The sequence below is a fragment of the Lysobacter sp. MMG2 genome, assembly GCF_016735495.2.
Classification (GTDB): Bacteria; Pseudomonadota; Gammaproteobacteria; order Xanthomonadales; family Xanthomonadaceae; genus Lysobacter_J.
This window is the reverse complement of the sequence record NZ_JAERQY020000005.1, coordinates 132,431-150,062: the sequence shown is the minus strand read 5'-3', so window position 1 is coordinate 150,062 and position 17,632 is coordinate 132,431. Positions and strand designations below refer to the sequence as shown.

The 17,632-nt window shown below is 68.4% G+C and carries 17 protein-coding genes; 9 read left to right on the top strand and 8 right to left on the bottom strand.

Annotation, left to right across the window (positions count from 1 at the left end):
* Positions 1-18: 18 nt before the first annotated feature.
* Positions 19-693 (top strand): hypothetical protein, encoded by a 675-nt coding sequence (locus JI752_RS17145; protein ID WP_216966406.1) that lies wholly within the window; start codon positions 19-21, stop codon positions 691-693.
* Positions 694-775: 82 nt separating this feature from the next.
* Here JI752_RS17145 and JI752_RS17140 read toward each other — a convergent pair whose 3' ends face one another.
* A complete protein-coding gene (locus JI752_RS17140; protein ID WP_216966404.1) occupies positions 776-2,026 on the bottom strand; it encodes a TIGR03862 family flavoprotein in 1,251 nt (416 codons plus the stop codon).
* 162 nt (positions 2,027-2,188) lie between these two features.
* Between JI752_RS17140 and JI752_RS17135 the strand changes: the two genes are divergently transcribed.
* The 3 genes from JI752_RS17135 (at position 2,189) to JI752_RS17125 (ending at position 5,362) form a co-directional block, all read left to right on the top strand.
* Positions 2,189-3,772 carry a serine hydrolase gene (locus JI752_RS17135; RefSeq protein ID WP_254201152.1) on the top strand — a complete coding sequence of 528 codons (1,584 nt, stop codon included), beginning with the start codon at positions 2,189-2,191 and terminating at the stop codon, positions 3,770-3,772.
* A 34-nt stretch (positions 3,773-3,806) separates the two neighbouring features.
* Complete coding sequence (locus JI752_RS17130) at positions 3,807-4,253, top strand: hypothetical protein (protein ID WP_216966401.1); 447 nt, start codon at positions 3,807-3,809, stop codon at positions 4,251-4,253.
* A gap of 119 nt (positions 4,254-4,372) precedes the next feature.
* On the top strand, positions 4,373-5,362 hold the full coding sequence (locus JI752_RS17125) for an LLM class flavin-dependent oxidoreductase (RefSeq protein WP_216966399.1): 990 nt from the start codon (positions 4,373-4,375) through the stop codon (positions 5,360-5,362).
* A gap of 9 nt (positions 5,363-5,371) precedes the next feature.
* Here the strand turns inward: JI752_RS17125 and JI752_RS17120 are convergent, their stop codons facing one another.
* The 3 genes from JI752_RS17120 to JI752_RS17110 form a co-directional block, all read right to left on the bottom strand.
* Positions 5,372-5,824 carry an FKBP-type peptidyl-prolyl cis-trans isomerase gene (locus tag JI752_RS17120; RefSeq protein WP_216966397.1) on the bottom strand — a complete coding sequence of 151 codons (453 nt, stop codon included), beginning with the start codon at positions 5,822-5,824 and terminating at the stop codon, positions 5,372-5,374.
* Positions 5,825-5,938: 114 nt separating this feature from the next.
* A complete protein-coding gene (locus JI752_RS17115; RefSeq protein ID WP_216966395.1) occupies positions 5,939-6,478 on the bottom strand; it encodes an SRPBCC family protein in 540 nt (179 codons plus the stop codon).
* A 97-nt stretch (positions 6,479-6,575) separates the two neighbouring features.
* Positions 6,576-6,974, bottom strand: a complete 399-nt coding sequence (locus JI752_RS17110) for a metalloregulator ArsR/SmtB family transcription factor (RefSeq protein WP_216966393.1) — start codon at positions 6,972-6,974, stop codon at positions 6,576-6,578.
* Between the two features lie 137 nt (positions 6,975-7,111).
* Here JI752_RS17110 and JI752_RS17105 point away from each other — a divergent pair, with 137 nt between their 5' ends.
* Together JI752_RS17105 and JI752_RS17100 are read left to right on the top strand one after the other, a co-directional pair.
* A complete protein-coding gene (locus JI752_RS17105) occupies positions 7,112-7,639 on the top strand; it encodes a phage baseplate assembly protein V (RefSeq protein ID WP_216966391.1) in 528 nt (175 codons plus the stop codon).
* 1 nt (position 7,640) lies between these two features.
* Positions 7,641-7,961 (top strand): hypothetical protein, encoded by a 321-nt coding sequence (locus tag JI752_RS17100; RefSeq protein WP_216966389.1) that lies wholly within the window; start codon positions 7,641-7,643, stop codon positions 7,959-7,961.
* Positions 7,962-8,576: 615 nt separating this feature from the next.
* On the opposite strand, the gene JI752_RS17090 is transcribed toward JI752_RS17100, so the two are convergent.
* The 4 genes from JI752_RS17090 to paoA form a co-directional block, all read right to left on the bottom strand.
* Positions 8,577-10,187: a PAS domain-containing protein gene (locus tag JI752_RS17090; RefSeq protein ID WP_216966385.1), complete on the bottom strand. Its 1,611-nt coding sequence runs from the start codon at positions 10,185-10,187 to the stop codon at positions 8,577-8,579.
* Positions 10,188-10,364: 177 nt separating this feature from the next.
* Complete coding sequence (gene paoC, locus JI752_RS17085; RefSeq protein ID WP_216966383.1) at positions 10,365-12,572, bottom strand: aldehyde oxidoreductase molybdenum-binding subunit PaoC; 2,208 nt, start codon at positions 12,570-12,572, stop codon at positions 10,365-10,367.
* Between the two features lie 3 nt (positions 12,573-12,575).
* Positions 12,576-13,526, bottom strand: coding sequence for a xanthine dehydrogenase family protein subunit M (locus tag JI752_RS17080; protein ID WP_216966382.1), 951 nt, complete (start codon positions 13,524-13,526; stop codon positions 12,576-12,578).
* Positions 13,523-14,158, bottom strand: a complete 636-nt coding sequence (paoA, locus tag JI752_RS17075; protein ID WP_216966695.1) for an aldehyde dehydrogenase iron-sulfur subunit PaoA — start codon at positions 14,156-14,158, stop codon at positions 13,523-13,525. The genes JI752_RS17080 and paoA overlap by 4 nt, the downstream gene beginning before the upstream one ends.
* Before the next feature lie 511 nt (positions 14,159-14,669).
* Here paoA and JI752_RS17070 point away from each other — a divergent pair.
* The 3 genes from JI752_RS17070 (at position 14,670) to JI752_RS17060 (ending at position 17,628) form a co-directional block, all read left to right on the top strand.
* Positions 14,670-15,695 carry a linear amide C-N hydrolase gene (locus JI752_RS17070; RefSeq protein WP_345777372.1) on the top strand — a complete coding sequence of 342 codons (1,026 nt, stop codon included), beginning with the start codon at positions 14,670-14,672 and terminating at the stop codon, positions 15,693-15,695.
* A 51-nt stretch (positions 15,696-15,746) separates the two neighbouring features.
* Entirely contained in the window at positions 15,747-16,298 is a 552-nt protein-coding gene (locus tag JI752_RS17065; protein WP_216966378.1) for a hypothetical protein, read from the top strand.
* 88 nt (positions 16,299-16,386) lie between these two features.
* Complete coding sequence (locus JI752_RS17060) at positions 16,387-17,628, top strand: MFS transporter (RefSeq protein ID WP_216966376.1); 1,242 nt, start codon at positions 16,387-16,389, stop codon at positions 17,626-17,628.
* Positions 17,629-17,632 lie beyond the last annotated feature (4 nt).

Here is a 17,632-nt window from a genome sequence, read left to right as displayed (position 1 = left end):
CAGCAAGGAGCCTGATCTGTGAGCAAGGCGATGACGAAGTCCGGTGTGGTGTGGATGGCCCCGCGTGTCGCGGCGGCGCTGATGGCGGTGGCCGGCCTGTCGGCCTGCGAGCCCTCGGCACCGGTCAACACCGCGCCGCCGGAAGCGATCACCGCGCCGGCGCCGGCCGCCAATCCGCAGCCGGACGTCAACGCCAAGCCGGTCGAGCGCGCCGCGCCGCCGATGATCAAGCCGGTCGCGCTGGGCGAGTTCGATCCCGGCAATCCGGTGGCCACCGCCGTCACCGGCAAGCTCTCGCTGGAGGACACGGTGATCAAGGGCGAGAACGGCGCGACCTTCACCACCGAACGCGTCGCCCTGGTCAATGGCGGCGATCAGTACTCGCCGGGCAGCACGTATGCGCAAGCGATGATCGTCGACGCCTCGCAGCCGGTGGAGCTGCGCCGCGTGCTGGAGGAAACCCCGCCGACGCAGTCGCCGGCCAATGCCATGTGCGGCGGCAATCGGACCGGTTTCATCGCGCTGGCGAAGGTCGAGGACCCCACCGGCGAAACGCTCAAGCTGATCGGCCTGAAGGGCACCGACCTGCCGGCCGCGACCGCCAACGGCATCGAGCTGTGCGCCAGCGTGCAGTACTTCCCGATCGCCGGCGGCGTGAACACGTCGGACAAGAAGATCGCGCAGGGGCGGTAAGCGCGCCAGCAGCCCGAACCGACAAAGCCCCTCTACCGCTTGCGGGAGAGGGGTTGGGGTGAGGGCGAAGCCCGCGAATCACTCACTCATTTCTGCCCAGCCACGCCACCGCCCCACGCCCCGCGCGCAACCCGCTCGCGTAGCAGGCCGTGAGCAGATAGCCGCCGGTCGGCGCTTCCCAGTCCAGCATTTCGCCCGCGCAGAACACGCCGGGCATCGCGTGCAGCATCAGCGTGTCGGCGTCCAGCGCTTCCAGACGCACACCGCCCGCGCTGCTGATCGCTTCGGCGATGGGGCGCGCGCGCAGCAGCCGCAACGGCAGGCGCTTGATCGTGCGCGACAGCAGTTGCGTGTCGTGCATCGCCTCCTTGCCCATTAGCTCGTAGAGCAGCGCGGCCTTCACGCCCGTGATGCCGGCATGGCGGCGCAGGTGTTCGGTGAGGCTGCGGCCGCCGCGCGGCTTCTCCAGGTCGGCGCGCAGGCGGTGCAGTTCGCGGCCGGGGGCAAGGTCCAGTTCCAGCAGCACTTCGCCGTGAGCGGCGATCGCATCGCGCAGCATCGCCGAAAGCGCGTAGATCAGGCTGCCCTCGATGCCGGTCTGCGTGACCACGCATTCGCCCTGCAATTCGTGCGGGCGGCCCTGTTCGTCGTGCCAGTGCGCGATGACGGGCTTCAGCGGCGCGCCGGCGTGGCGCTCGGCGAAGTGCGCGCTCCAGCCGATGTCGAACCCGCAATTGGACGGTTGCAGCAGCGCCACGTCCACCTCGCGCGCCTCAAGGGCCGGAACCCAGGCGCCATCCGAACCCAGCTCCGGCCAACTGCCGCCGCCGAGCGCGAGCACCGTCGCATCGGCCCGCACGGCGATTTCACCTTCGGGCGTGTCGAAGCGCAGCGCGCCGTCGTCGCGCCAGCCGAGCCAGGTGTGATGCACGTGGAAACGCACGCCGTCCTCGCGCAGCCGCCGTACCCAGCCGCGCAGCAGTGGCGCGGCCTTGCGATCGACCGGAAACACGCGGCCCGAGGTACCGACGTAGGTCTCCACGCCGAAGCCGCGCGCCCACGCGCGCAGCGCGTCGGCGTCGAAATCGTCCAGCCACGCGCCCACTTCGCGCGCGCGGGCGCCATAGCGCGCATCGAACGCCGGTCGCGGTTCGCCGTGGGTGAGGTTGAGCCCGCCCTTGCCGGCGATGAGGAACTTGCGCCCCACCGAACCCTTGGCCTCGAACAGATCCACCTCCACGCCGGTCGCGCGCGCGGTTTCGGCGGCCATCAGGCCGGCGGGGCCGCCGCCGATGATGGCCAGGCGCACGGAGGATTCGGGAGAAGCGGGCATGCGGGGCACAGCGAGGGAGCAGGATCGACATTATGCAGGGCGCCCCTGACCTGCGGCCCTCGCGCGCGGACGCGGTATCTTCCAGGCTGTACACAGACCTAGTGGGAGCCGGCGAAAACGATGCTTCGGGGAATCAGGCAGGCGGGCGTGCTCGGCACGATGATGGCCGGCGCGCTGCTGGCGCAGGGCGCGCAGGCGCAGGAAGGCACGCTGCCTTCGCAATTGCAGGACTTCGACGCCTACGTGGAGAACGTGCGCAGGCAGTTCGACGTGCCGGGCATCGCGGTGGCGGTGGTGAAGGACGGCGAGGTGGTGCTCGAACGCGGCTTCGGCGTGCGCGAGATGGGCAAGCCGGCCAAGGTCGACGCGAACACGCTGTTCGCCATCGCCTCCAACACCAAGGCTTTCACCGCGGCATCGCTGTCGATCCTCGCCGACGAAGGCAAGCTGAGCCTGGACGACCGCGTCATCGACCACCTGCCGTGGTTCCGCATGTCCGATCCCTACGTGACGCAGGAAATGCGTGTGCGCGACCTGCTCGCGCACCGCAGCGGCCTGGGCCTGGGCGCGGGCGATCTGCTGTACTGGCCGGGCACGGACTACTCCACCGAGGAAGTCGCGCGGCGCCTCAAGGACGTCCCGCTCACCGGCAGCTTCCGCGGCCAGTACGCCTACGACAACATCCTCTACGGTGTGGCGCAGCTGGTGATCGAGAAGGCCAGCGGGCAGAGCTACGCGCAGTTCCTGCAGCAGCGCATCTTCGCGCCGCTGGGCATGCGCGACACGCGCTTCAACAGCGACTCGCTGCGACCACGCGACAACGTCGCCACCGGCCACGCCAAGGCCGATTTCAAGGATCTGCAACCGGCACCGCGCATGTCGTGGAGCAACGTGTCCGGCGCGGGCGGACTCTATTCCAGCGTGCACGACATGAGCCGTTGGATGCGCATGCAACTCGCCGGCGGCACCTTCACCGACGCCAAGGGCACGCAGCAGCGGTTGTTCAGTGAGGAACGCCAGCAACAGATGTGGTCGATCATCACCCCCATCACGATCCCCAAGCCGAGCGTGCCCGAACTGGAAGCGGCGAAGCCGAACTTCCTGGGCTACGGCGAAGGCTGGCAGTTGTCCGACTATCGCGGCAACAAGCTGGTCTGGCATACCGGCGGCTGGCCGGGCATGGTCTCGCGCGTGACGCTGGTACCGCAGCGCGGCCTCGGCGTGATCGTGCTGACCAACGCTGAGGTGGGCGGCGCCTTCAATGCGGTGACGATGCGCGTGCTCGATGCCTTCCTCGAAGCGCCGCGCACCGACTGGACGGCCGCCTACGCCGCCGCGCTCGCCAAATCGAAAGGCAAGGCGGACGAGGACTGGCGCAAGCATGTGCAGGCACGCGCCGCCAATGCGCCGCCGTCGCGTCCGTTGTCGACCTATGCGAAGACGTATCGCGATCCGTGGTACGGCGACGTCGTCGTCGAACAGGGGCACGACGGCCTCACCGTGCGTTTCAGCCGCTCGCCCGACCTCGTCGGCCGGATGGAGCCCTGGCAGAACGACACCTTCGTGGTGCGCTGGAACGAGCGCTGGCTCAACGCGGATGCATTCATGACCTTCGCGCTGGATGCGGACGGTGAAGTCCGTGAGGCGCGGATGGAGGCGATCTCGCCGCTGACGGATTTCAGTTTCGACTTCCAGGATCTGCGCTTGAAGCCTGTGGTGGAAGCGTCCGGCGCAGCGGGCTCGTGACCGCCACGATCGCCCAAACACAAGGAGAACCCCGATGAACCCGCAATGGTGGCAGGACACGCAGGACATCCCCACGATCGTGCGTGCGATCTACGAGTGCATTTCCGGCCCGGCCCGCGCGCCGCGCGACTGGGCGCGCTTCCGCTTCCTCCAGCACCCGCAGGCGCGCAGCCTGCGTACCGTGGTGGAACCCGATGGCGGCACGCGCTCGGTGGTGTTCAGCGTGGACAGCTACATCGAGGACGTCACGCCGTACTTCGCCGCCAACGGCTTCTTCGAGGTCGAGATCGACCAGCGCGTGGAGCGCTTCGGCCAGGTCGCCCATGTGTGGAGCCACTACGAAGCGCGCGAATCGCCGGAGTCGCCCGTGATCAAACGCGGCGCCAACAGCATCCAGCTGTGCTTCGAACATGGCCGGTGGTGGGTCTTCAGCACGATCTGGGACAACGAACGCGACGGCGTGGTCTTCGACCTGTGGTGAGGCCTCACACGCCGGTGTCGTCGTACGTGCAATGCTGAACGCGCGGGGGTGGAACGCTGCGCGGGTTTGATCGGCGCGGCACGGCCCCACATCGGAAGGTCACTGCAAGGAGTGCCCGCATGGTTCCGATTTCCGTCCTCGACCTGGCCCCGATCACCGAAGGCAGCGACGCCGCGCAGGCGTTCGCCAACACGCTCGATCTGGCGCGCCATGCCGAGCGCCTGGGCTTCCAGCGTTACTGGCTGGCCGAGCACCACAACATGCCGGGCATCGCCAGCGCCGCGACGGCGGTGCTGATCGGTCACGTTGCCTGTGGCACGCGCACGATCCGTGTCGGCGCGGGCGGCGTCATGCTGCCCAACCATGCGCCGCTGCAGGTGGCCGAGCAGTTCGGCACGCTGGCATCGCTGTATCCCGATCGCATCGACCTGGGGCTGGGGCGCGCGCCTGGAACCGACCATGCGACCGCGCACGCGCTGCGCCGTTACTTCGAGGCGGCCGACATGTTCGCGCAGGACGTGGTCGAGCTGCTGCATTACTTCGAACCCGTGCAGCCCGGGCAGGCCGTGCGCGCCGTGCCCGGCGCGGGGCTGGACGTGCCGGTGTGGTTGCTGGGGTCGAGCCTGTTCTCGGCGCGATTGGCCGCGCAATTGGGCCTGCCGTTCGCGTTCGCCTCGCACTTCGCGCCCGACGCGATGGATCACGCGCTCACCATGTACCGTCGCGAGTTCAAGCCGTCTAAGCGGTTGCAACAGCCCTATGCGATGCTCGCGCTCAACGTGGTCGGTGCGGAAAGCAACGCGCAGGCGCGGCGTGCGTTCACGACCTTGCAGCAGGCGTTCGTCAATCTGCGACGCGGCCGGCCGGGCCTGATTCCGGCGCCGATCGACGACATCGAGTCGTACTGGACGCCGCTGGAGAAGAGCGGCGTCGAGCAGGCGCTGGCCTGTTCGGTGGTCGGCGACCTGCCGACCGTGCGCGATGGCATGGCGGCCTTCATCGAACGCCACAAGCCCGACGAGTTGATGATCACCGCCAATGTCTTCGAACACGCCGCACGCGTGCACTCGTTCGAGATCGCCGCGCAGGCCGCCGCGTCGCTGGCCTGAGGCGTGGCCTCAGTGCGCCTTGACGTCGAGCAGTTCGACCTCGAACACCAGTGAGCCATTGGGCGGAATCACGCCGCCCGCGCCCTTGCGCCCGTAGCCGTATTCCGGCGGGATCATCAGCACGCGCTTGCCGCCCACGCGCATGCCGGCCACGCCTTCGTCCCAGCCGCGGATCACGCGGCCGGCGCCGAGCAGGAAGGTGAAGGGCTCGTTGCGATCGCGCGAGCTGTCGAACTTGTCGCCGCGACCGTCGGGCTTGCGGCTGTCGTAGTTCCAACCGGTGTAGTGCACGGTCACGTCCTGGCCGGACGCGGCGACCGCGCCGGTGCCGACCTGCTGGTCGATGGCTTCGAAGCGGGGAATCGTGCCGCCCGGCGGCGGCCCCGGATCGGCGCAGGCGGCGAGCGCGACGGTGAAGGCGAGGGCGGCGATGCGCAGTGAAGCGCGCTGGAAAAGGTTCATGCGCCAAGAGTAGCAGCCCTCACCCCAACCCCTCTCCCGCAAGCGGGAGAAGGGCTCAGGTGGGCGGATCAGTCAACGGCCAACGCAACGGCCAACGCAACCGCACACGGCGCCTTACGCCGCAGGAATGCGCCGCTCGTACTCCGCTTCAACGCGCGAATGCGTCGCCCAGAATCCGGCCGGCGTGCGACCCGCGAGACGGTCGGCCAGGATGCCCAGGTGCGTGTGCCAACCGCCGGAAACGCTGATCATGCCGTCGCGAGTGGCCAGGCGGCTGTGCGTGAGGACCAGACGCACCTCGTCGCCCTGCGGCGCCAGTTCCATGCGCACCTGCGAATCGCCGCCGTTCTCCTCGTCCCAGGTGAAGACCAGCAGGCGCGGCGGATCGCATTCGACGACCTGGCCGTGCGAGTGGATCTCGCCGCCGAACTTCGCGTATTTCTCCGGCGGCGCGACGTCGTTGTCGGTGAGCCGATTGTTGTGGAACACCAGCTCCACCGCGCCGCCGGGTCGCAGGTCCATCGCGCCGCGGGCCAGCCAGGTGCCGCGCTTCTCCGATTCGGTGAGGTAGGCCCAGACGCGTTCGATCGGGCCGGGCAGGAGGCGTTCGATGCGCACCGTGTCGGGCGCGGTGACGATGCCGAAGTCGTTCATCGTGGAATCTCCGTCGTGTCGGGGGAAAAGGGCTCGATCTGCCGCTCAGCCATCTCGTGTGCCCTGAAGCGACGACTCACGCGTACGGTCACCGGCTTCATCGCTTGCTCCTGGGCGGTCGTGCATTAGGTGCTTTGCGCGTGGGGGCCTTGCGTGCGGCTTGATCGCGGTCCTCGGCGCGCAACAAGGCGTCGAGGGCATCCAGGCGCTGGTTCCAGAACTGCTCGTAGTGGCGCATCCATTCCATGCCCGCGTGCAGCGGGCGAGCGTCGAGGCGGCATACATGCGTACGGCCCTGCACTTCGCGCTGCACCAGTCCCGCGCCTTCCAGCACCTTGATGTGCTTGGAGGCGGCGGCCAGCGAGATCTCGAACGGTTCGGCCAGCTCGCCCACGCTGCGCGGCTGGCGCGAGAGGTTGCGCAGCATCGCGCGTCGCGTCGGGTCGGAGAGCGCGCGGAACACGGCGTCGAGACGATCGGAAGTTAATTCAACCATGTGGTTGAATGTGATTCGTGCCGGATCGATTGTCAACCATCTGGTTGAATGTTCCGACGAGCGGCATGGCATGTCCTGCGCCAACCACCGTTCACGTTCGCAAGGACAGGGGGGACACACGTCCAAGGACCTGCGACATGCCGCATACGAGCAAGCCCGCGCCGCTGCGCCACTACGGCAAGCATCGCGGGGTGGTGGTGGACAACATCGACCCGCTGCAACTCGGGCGCGTGCTCGTGCAGGTTCCCAAGATCTTCAACGGCGATGCGCGCTGGGCGATGCCCTGCGTGCCCGTGGCCGGCCACCAGAGCGGCATGTTCCTGCTGCCGCCGGTGGGTGCGCCGGTGTGGGTGGAGTTCGAACAAGGCGATGCGGAGCTGCCGATCTGGGTGGGCGGCTACTGGGTCGATGCGGCCGAGCTTCCGTCGCTGGCGCAGGCGGGGCAGGCGGTCGCACCGAGCCTGGTGCTGCAGACGCCGGGCCGCAATGCGCTCAGCGTGTCGGACATGCCCGGTCCCGACGGCGGGGTGCTGTTGCGCTCGCAATCGGGTGCGTCGATCGCGGTCAACGACGCCGGGATCACCATCAGCAACGGTCGCGGCGCGAGCATCGTGCTGGCCGGCTCGATGGTCACCATCAACGACGGCGCGCTGACGGTGGTGTGAGATGGCCGGACTCGTGCTGCACCTGGGCGCCAGCGTCACGTGCTCGCACGGCGGTCCCGCCGTGCCGACGATTCCGTACTCGCGCGTGACGCTGGCGGGTCATCCGGTGGTGACGGTGGCTGCGCCGTACGAGATCGCGCACTGCAATCTGCCTGCGCCGGCCGACGCGCTTCGCTGCACGGGTGGGCAATGGCTGCAGGGCAGCACGCGGGTGTTCGCGGGCGGACGCGCGCTCGTGCTCGACACCAGTCCGTCCATGTGCGTTCCCAACGGCGCGGCGATGCTCGTGCTGGAGTGCCAGACACGCGTGAACGCGGTCTGATCCGAGGCCTCTCTGGTTGAATCCGCCGCTCAGACGGAGGCGAATTCCGACAGCGCGTCGCGTTGTTGGCTTCATCGCAGCGGCCTTGCGTCCTACACCTTCGCTTGCGCCTCACGCGTAGCCTTTTCGCATCATTCGCGAAGGGCAACGACATGCGACACGGAGCTTGGCTTGCCTCCGCACTGTGGAGCGCCTCGGCGACGGCGCAGACCGTGTACAAGTGCGTGGACGCCGGGGGCAAGGCGAGCTACCAGAGCGCTCCATGCGATGGACGCATCCACGAAGCCGCCCGCTGGGACGCCGTACCCGAACCCCCCCCACGGCGGAGCAACTGCGTTCGCGCCTGCTTGCACGCGAACACGACCGGGCGGAGTCGGAGTTCCTCTCACGCCGCGCCGGCACCGCGAGCGCCCGCGTTGCGCGGAACGGCCGTGCCACCGGCGGCGCTACACCGCCTTCGGCATGCGCAGCCGCGCGCGAAACGCGCGAGCAGACGCTGGAGCGCGTGGGCCTCAAACGCACGTACGACTTGCTTAGCCGGCTCGACGAGCAGGTGCGCAAGGCATGTCGGTGAGTGCCTGCCGCCTGCGCAGGCTCGCGCGTGACATCGAGCGGCTAACGGCCGCCTTGGGCGCTCCGACCTCTCGACGCCTCCAGAGCCGATTGCACCTTGGCAAGCAGCTCCGGTTGCCGGAACGGCTTGGCGAGCACATCGAACTCGATCGGCCCATCGCCGGACTCGCCGCCGGCGTGGCCGGTCATCAGCAACACGCTCAGATGCGGGAAGCGACGCACCGCATCGCGTGCGAGCGCCACGCCATCGCGCGCGCCTGGCATCACGATGTCACTGAGCAGCAGATCGAACGGCCCGTCCTGTTGCAGCATGGCGAGAGCCGACTCGGCATCGTGGGCGGTGGCGACGTGGTATCCGCCCATCGAGAGCGCTTCCTGCATCAGGAAGGCCAGGTCCTCGCGGTCGTCCACCACCAGCACGCGGGGCTGCGACGGCGCGGCGTCCCGCGCGTCTTCCACGCCGGACGGTTCGGCAGACTCGCATACGGGCAGCAGGAAGGTGATGCGGGTTCCCTTGTCTTCCTGGCTCTCCACGAACAGCGTGCCGCCGGACTGGCGCGCGAAGCCGTAGGCCATCGACAGGCCCAGTCCCACGCCCTTGCCTTCGCCCTTGGTGCTGAAGAAGGGATCGAGCACGCGGCCCAGGATCGCGCGCGGCATGCCACAACCGCTGTCCTCCAGCTCGATCGCCACATAACGGCCCGCCGCGATGTCGCGCATGCGTGCCTCGTGCACCTCGACGTGCCGGTTGCGCGAGGTGATGACCAGGCTCTGGTCATCGCGTCCCAGCATCGCATCGCGGGCATTGATCGCCACGTTGAGCAGCGCGGTTTCCGCCAGCACCGGGTCGATGCTGCACCACCACAGGTCCTCTTCCTTGAGGAGCGTGAGCTGCACTTGTTCACCCAGCGACCGGCTCAGGACGGTGCGCAGATTTTCCAGCAACGTGTTGACCGACAAGGGTGTCGCACTGCCCGGGCGCCCACGCGCGAAGGTCTGCAGTTGCGAGGTCAGCACATCGACGCGATCGATCGCCTCGCGGCAGCTGGCGAAATGACGCAGGCTGCGGCTGGAGAGCTCGGGGCTCTGCATCACGTCGACCTCGAGGATGTCGAGCGTCGTTCCGATCACCTGCAACAGGTTGTTGAACTCGTGCGCAATGCCGCCGGTCAGCTTGCCCAGCGCCTCCAGCCGCAGGCATTGCTGCAGCGCATCCTCCATTTCCTTGCGGCGGGTCACGTCGCGCTGGTACCCGAACAGGCAGCTCGCGCTGCCATCGGCTTCGCGCACGGGCGAGATGTGCAGCAGGTTCCAGAACGTGCTGCCGTCCTTGCGGTAGTTGAGGATTTCGGTGACGAACTCGCGGTCCTCGCGGATCGCCGCCGCGATGTCCGCCACGGCGGCGGGGTCGGTGTCCGGCCCCTGCAGGAACCGGCAGTTGCGACCCAGAACCTCCTCGCGCGCATGGCCGCTCATGCGCAGGAACGCATCGTTCACGTACAGGACCGGGTTGTCCGAACCGGCTGCCGCAACGACCATGCCGACGCTGCTCTGTTCGACGATGCGCGCGAAGATCTCCGGCGCGAACGCGGGGTCGCAGGCCGCGGTGGAGGCGGGCGGTTCGGATTCGGGCTCGACGACGGAACGGTTCACCTGAAGCTCCCTGTCGGCATGGCATCGGCCGGCACGCATGCCCGAGAATGCGCACGTCCACCGACTCGACGACTTCTACCGCCTCCCGCCACATCCAGCTCACGCAATGGCGGCATCCATTGGCTTGGGGTTCAGCGACATCAACACGGCGAGAAGGGCGTCGACGCCGGGCGATCGCTATGCGCGCTGCACCGGCGGCAGCTTGGGCAGCAGCTTGTCGAGCGTGATCGGGTACTCGCGCACGCGTATTCCGGTCGCGTTGTAGATCGCATTGGCGACGGCCGCGGTCACGCCGCAGATGCCGAGTTCGCCCACGCCTTTCGCCTTCATCGGCGAGGACATCGGATCGACCTCGTCGAGGAACACCACTTCCTGGTGCGGAACGTCCGCATGCACGGGAACCTCGTAGCCGGCCAGATCGTGGTTGACGAAGAACCCCAGCCGCTTGTCGACCACCAACTCTTCCGACAGCGCGGCGCCGATGCCCATCGTCATCGCGCCAATCACCTGGCTGCGTGCCGATTTCGGATTGAGGATGCGGCCGGCGGCGCACACGGCGAGCATGCGTCGGACCCGCGTCTCGCCCGTCGCGACGTCCACGCCGACTTCGCAGAAGTGCGCGGCGAAGGTGGATTGCTGGAACTTCTTCGCCAGGTCGCCGAACTCGATCGCCTCCTCGGCCACGATGTCGCCGTCTGCCGCGGCCTCTGCAAGCGGCACGATGCGGTCGCCGAAACGGACCTGAACATCCGCGAACACCGCATCGTCCGGCGCGAGGCCGACTTTCTCGGCGATGGCGCGACGCAGTTTGTCGCAGGCTGCGAACACACCGGCCGTGGAGCTGTTCGCGCCCCACTGGCCACCGCTGCCGGCGGAGACGGGGAAGGAGGAATCGCCCAGCTTCACCACTACGCGTTCGATCGGCACGCCCAACATTTCCGCCGCGGTCTGCGCAATGATCGTGTAGGAACCCGTGCCGATGTCCGTCATGTCGGTTTCGACGGTGACCATGCCTTGCCGGTCCAGGCGCACACGGGCGGCGGACTTCGTCGTGAGGTTGTTGCGGAATCCGGCGGCCACGCCCATGCCGACCAGCCAGCGGCCATCGCGTACCTGGCCCGGCTGGGCGTTGCGCTGCTTCCAGCCGAAGCGTTCGGCCCCCTCGCTCAGGCAGGTATTGAGTTGCCGCTGCGAGAACGGACGCTGCGGATCCTCCGGGTCCACCTGCGTGTCGTTGAGGATGCGGAACTCGACCGGATCCATCTGGAGCTTCTCGGCCATCTCGTCCATCGCGACTTCCAGCGCCATCAGGCCGGGCGCCTCACCGGGCGCACGCATCGCGTTGCCTTCGGGCAGGTCGAGCACCGCCAGGCGGGTGGTGGTCTTGCGATTCGCGCCGGCATACAGGAACCGCGTCTGCTGCACGGCCATTTCCGCGCCGCCGCCGGGCAGATCACCGGACCAGCTCTCGTGCGCGATCGCGGTGATCTTGCCGTCGCGCGTCGTGCCGATGCGGATGCGCTGGATCGTGGCGGGGCGATGGGTGGTGTTGTTGGCCATCATCGGGCGGGGAAGGGCGACCTTCACCGGACGGCGCGCGGCGCGCGCGCCCAGGGCGGCCAGCACGGCATCGGAACGAACGAACAGCTTGCCGCCGAAACCGCCACCGATGTACGGCGAGATCAGACGCACGTTCTCCCGGCCGATGCCCAGCGTCTTGGCAACGTCGCCGCGCCCCCAGTTGATCATCTGGTTCGAGGTCCACAACGTGAGCTGGTCGCCGTCCCAGTGCGCGATGGAGGCATGCGGCTCCATCATCATGTGCGACTGGTCGGGCGTGGTGTAGGTCTCGTCCAGCTGCACCGGGGCCTCCTCGAACGCACGCTCGAAGTCGCCCACCGCGGAGTCCGGTTTGGCTTCGTTGGTCGGACGCTTCGCGGAAGGCTTGGCCAGCGCAAGGTCGAAGGCGCCGCGTCCGCGGTCGTATTGCACGCGCACCCGTTGCGCTGCGGCGCGCGCCTGCTCGAACGTCTCGGCCACGACGAGGCCGATCGCCTGATGGTAATGCTGTATTTCAGGTCCGCCCAGCAGCCGGGCGGTATTGAAATCGCCCTTGCCGAGCCGCCCCGCATTCTTCGCGGTGACCACCGCCAGCACACCCGGCGCGGCCTTGGCGTCCTCGATGTCCATCGATGCGATACGGCCCTTGCCGATCCCCGCCGCGATCACATAGCCGTACGCGGGCGAGGGGAATGCATCGTGCCATTCGTACGCATACGTGGCGGTGCCGGTGGTCTTGTGCGGTCCGTCGATGCGGTCGAGTGGCTGGCCGACCACCTTGAGATTGTCGATGGGATTGGTGCCCGCGGGCGTGTCGAACTTCATGGCTTACCCCTTCACGTCCACCAGCACTGCATCGAGCGTGCGCCGCGCGAGCAATTGCTTGAAGGCGTTCTGATCGGTGGGGCGGGCATCGGCGAACAGGCGATCCGTGACGGCCTCGGCGCCGCTGCCCAGCTGGGCGTCCGCCTCCGCGATGCGCCACGGTTTGTGCGCGACGCCGCCCATCGCGACCCGCCCGCTGCCGTCGCGTTGCACCACGGCGGCCACGGACACCAGCGCGAACGCATACGACGCGCGATCGCGCACCTTGCGGTACACGTGCTTGCCGCCGGGCGGCTTGGGCAGCGTGACCGAGGTGATGAGTTCGCCGCGCTCCAGCACGGTCTCCAGATGCGGTGTGTTGCCGGGTGCCAGGTACAGCTCGTCGAGCGCGATGCTGCGCGTGGTGCCGTCCGGTTTTACGGTGTCCACCGTCGCGTCGAGTACGCGCAGCGCCACGGCCATGTCGCTGGGGTGCGTGGCGATGCACTGGTCGCTGCCGCCGACGATGGCCAGCGGCCGGCTGAAGCCTTCCAGCGCACCGCAGCCGCTGCCGGGAAGGCGCTTGTTGCACGGCTGGTTCGTGTCGTAGAAGTAGGGGCAGCGCGTGCGTTGCAGCAGATTGCCCGCGGTCGTCGCGCGGTTGCGCAGCTGCCCCGACGCGCCGGCCAGCAACGCACGCGACAACACAGCGTAGTCGCGTCGGACGCGGGCGTCAGCGGCCAGGTCGGTGTTGCGTACCAGGGCGCCAATTCGCATCCCCCCGTCGCCCGTGCGTTCGATCCGGTCGAGCTTCAGCGCATTCACGTCGATGAGGTAGGCAGGCGTCTCGATCTCCAGCTTCATCAGATCAAGCAGATTGGTGCCGCCGGCGATGAACATCGCACCGGGCGTGCGCGCGACCGCCGCCGCCGCATCGGCGGGAGACGTGGCGCGCTCGTAGCCGAAGGCCTTCATCCGACCCTCCCCGCGACCTCGGTAATCGCCTCGACGATGTTGGAGTACGCGCCGCAACGGCAGATGTTGCCGCTCATGCGTTCGCGGATCTCGTCCTGCGTGGCCTGCGGGCGGGCGGTGAGATTGGAGCTGACATGACTGGGAACGCCGTCCTTGATTTCTTCCAGCATCGCCACGGCCGAGCAGATCTGGCCGGGCGTGCAATACCCGCACTGGTAGCCATCGTGCTTGACGAACGCCGCCTGCAACGGGTGCAGATTGTCCGGCGTGCCAAGGCCTTCGATGGTGGTAATGCGCGAGCCCTCGTGCATCACGGCCAGGGTCAGGCATGCGTTGATGCGGCGTCCGTTCACGATGACCGTGCAGGCGCCACACTGTCCGTGATCGCAGCCCTTCTTGGTCCCGGTGAGGTGCAGGTGCTCGCGCAAGGCATCGAGCAGGCTCGTGCGCGTGTCCAACTGGAGCGTCTGCGCCTTGCCGTTCACCAGGAGGGAGACCTTCTCCACCACCGGTGGCGACGAGGCGGACGGATCAGCGCCCTGGGCCACTGCAAAGGAAGGAACGGCCATGGCGGTTGCGGACGTCACGCCCGCCTTGAGCAGCTCGCGCCGCGTGATGGGGAAGTTGCGGATGCCGTCCACGAAGCACTCCTCCGGCTGGCCATCGCGGGCGCATGGGGTCGATGCCCGCGACGCTGGCGCGCGACGGGGTGCCCGCCACGGCCCGCGCATGAGATACGCGGACTCATGCATGAGAGTCGAGGCACGGTGAAGGTGAGGTGGAAACGGTCCGTATCACGCGCTGCGCGTCTGCGGAATGTGACGGCATGCCAGGCGATCCGGATGACGTCATCCCTGCGAAGGCGGGGGCGCACAGGTCACATCACGCCCGACGCAGGGAGGGTCGAGCCGTCATGCGGACATGCCACGCCATGCACATCCCATTGCCGTCACGGCAGGTGCAGCCTCGCCACACACGGTCGACAGCGCCTTTGCTTTCATGGCGCCTTAACTCGATCCAGCGCCGAATTGCCGCGTTCATCCGCGCCGCGAACGCGGGGTATTCGCAGGACCGAACTCCCAGGACACGGAGGCCAGCGTCATGTTTCGAACCGTCGCAATCGCCTTGGGGACCTTCGCCTTGATGTCGGCGTTGACGGCCACGCCAGCGCGGGCCTGCACGCGCCTGGTCTATCTCGGCCCGAACGGCGATGTCATCACCGCACGCACCATGGATTGGAAAAGCGACATGGCCACCAATCTGTGGGTGTTCCCGCGCGGGATGGAACGCACCGGCGAAACCGGCCCGGGCACGCTGCGCTGGACCTCGCGCTACGGCAGTGTCATCGCGTCCGGCTACGACATCGCCACCACCGACGGCATGAACGAGAAGGGCCTGGTCGCCAACGTGCTGTGGCTGGTCGAGTCCGAATACCCGAAGCATGCGGGCCGCAAGCCGGGCCTGGCCATTTCGCTATGGGCCCAGTACGTGCTGGACAACTTCGCCACCGTCGCCGAGGCCGTGGCGGCGTTGCGCAAGGAACCCTTCACGCTGGTGACCGACAAGGTGCCCGGCGAGGACCGCCTGGCGACGATGCACCTGTCGATGTCCGATGCCAGCGGCGACAGCGCCATCGTCGAGTACATCGGTGGAAAGCAGGTCATCCACCACGGACGCCAGTACCAGGTGATGACCAATTCGCCGATCTTCGACGAGCAACTCGCGCTCAACGCCTACTGGAAGCAGATCGGCGGGACGGTGATGCTGCCCGGCACGAACCGCTCCTCCGACCGCTTTGCGCGTGCTTCGTTCTACATCGACGCCATCCCCAAGGACGAGGATCCCGTGGTGGCACTGGCCAGCGTGTTCAGCGTGATCCGCAACGTGTCCGTGCCCTACGGCATCACCACGCCGGACCAGCCGAACATTTCCTCCACGCGCTGGCGCACCGTCGCCGACCACAAGCGCAGGCTGTACTTCTTCGAGTCCGCGCTGACGCCCAACACGTTCTGGGTGAAGCTCGACGACCTGGACTTCTCGAAGGAAACCGGCCAGGTCGCCCGGCTCGATCTTGGCCCGGACCAGCGCAACGTCTTCGCCGGCAACGTCGCGGCGAAGTTCGTGCCGGCCGAGCCGTTCAAGTTCATGGGGGTGTCGCCGGGCGGTTGAGCTCCGCCGGACGCGCGACACACGTGCACGCATGCCGTGTAGCCTTGCCGCATGCGCCACCCCATGCCGGTGGCGTCCCTGGGGAGGGAACCGATGCTTGTCCGTACCGCACTGATCGCGGCCGTGGCGCTTGCGATGACCGCACCCCCATCCGCGCGCGCAGCCGGGAAGTACACGTGCGACCCGTCCGTGCCGCCGGAGGCCTTGATCGCCGGATTCACCGGCGAACTCGACCGCTTGTATGCGAACTACAAGTCCAGCGAAGCGGCGCACCAGGCCCGCCTGGACGCGGCGGGGCAGGCGCGCCTCGACTCTGGCGCCTGGAATGCCCAGGACAAGGCCGCGTTCTATGCCCGGCTGGCGCAGGCACCGGCATTCCTGGAGCAGGAACGGGCCAAGAAGGACGCGACCGCGGGCTACATGCGCGCGGTCGAACTGGCCTTCACCTCCGCGCAAGCCGATCCGTCCGGCGCCTGCGGGCACGCGAACACGGCGGTGCGGTTGCTCGGCGAGCTCGCCGTGGCCAGCCAGGCGCAATGGGTCTTCATGACGAGGGAACTGGAGGCGCTGGGGACGCGCGCAGGCGCCGCGGGCGCCGACTGAGCGGGCGAAGGCGCGGGCGTCGCGCCGGATGTCGATTCCGATGCCGCCGGTTCGTCGAACCGGATGAGTCCCGACGGAGCCGCCCCGCATGAACCGCACCGCTGCCGTTCCCGTTCCCCTCGACCGCAACTGGCCGCTGGTCGCCGCCGGCGCCGTGCTGGGCTGCGTAGGCGTGGGCGTGATCTTCGCGCTCGCCGTGCTGCTGGGCCCGATGAGCGCCGCCACGGGCTGGTCACGCGGTGCGTTGTCGGGCGCGATGACCTGGGCGTTCCTGAGCATGGGCGTGGCGGGATTCGGCTGGGGCGTGCTGAGCGATCGTGTCGGCCCGCGCGTGGTCGTGTTCGCCGGCGCGCTGCTGCTCGGTCTGGCCTGCATCCTCGCCAGCCGCGCGAGCAGCCTGTGGCAGTTCCAGCTGGGTTACGGCGTGCTGATGGGCGTGGCGGTGGCGAGCTTCTTCACGCCGGTGATCGCCGCGACCGCCGCCTCGTTCGAGAAGCGCCGCAACCTCGCCGTGTCGCTGGTATCGGCCGGCGTCGGCGTGGCGCCGATGACGATGTCGCCGCTGGTCGCGTGGCTGATCAGCCATTACGACTGGCGGCAGACGTTGTTCGTCGTCGGCGTGCTGGCGTGGGCACTGACGCTGCCGGCGGCGTGGTTCGTGCGCACGGCGCCGGCCGCGGCGCATGCGCATGGGGACGACACCGGCGACGGTACGGTCTCCGACGCACGCAAGGCATTGCGATCGCGCGCCTTCATCGTGCTGGCGCTGACGTTCTTCGCGTGCTGCGCGGCCCATTCGGGGCCGATCTTCCACACCGTCAGCTACGCCGTCGGCTGCGGCCTGGCCGTGACCACGGCCGTGACCATCTACAGCATGGAAGGCGCGGCGGGGCTGGGCGGACGCGTGCTGTGCGGATTGCTCGCCGACCGCGTGGGCGCCAAGCCCGTGCTGGTGGCGGGGCTGCTGGTGCAGGCCGTGGCGGCGGTGTCGTACCTGGCGGTGAACCGGCTCGACGGCTTCTACGCCGTGGCGATCGTGTTCGGCATGGCCTACGGCGGCACGATGCCGCTGTACGCCTCGCTGGCACGCGAAGCGTTCAGCCCGCGCATCCTCGGCATGGTCCTGGGCGCGGCCGGCATGCTGTCGAGCCTGGGCATGGCGTCGGGCCCGCTGATCGGCGGCTGGCTGTTCGATCGCTACGGCAGCTACGTCTGGATGTACGTCGGTTCGATGGCCGTAGGCCTTGGGGCCGCGGCGATCGCGCTGTGGTTTCCCTCAGCGCGCCGGCCGCGAAACCCGGACGCGCTGCATCCCGCGCTGCAATCGTGATCGC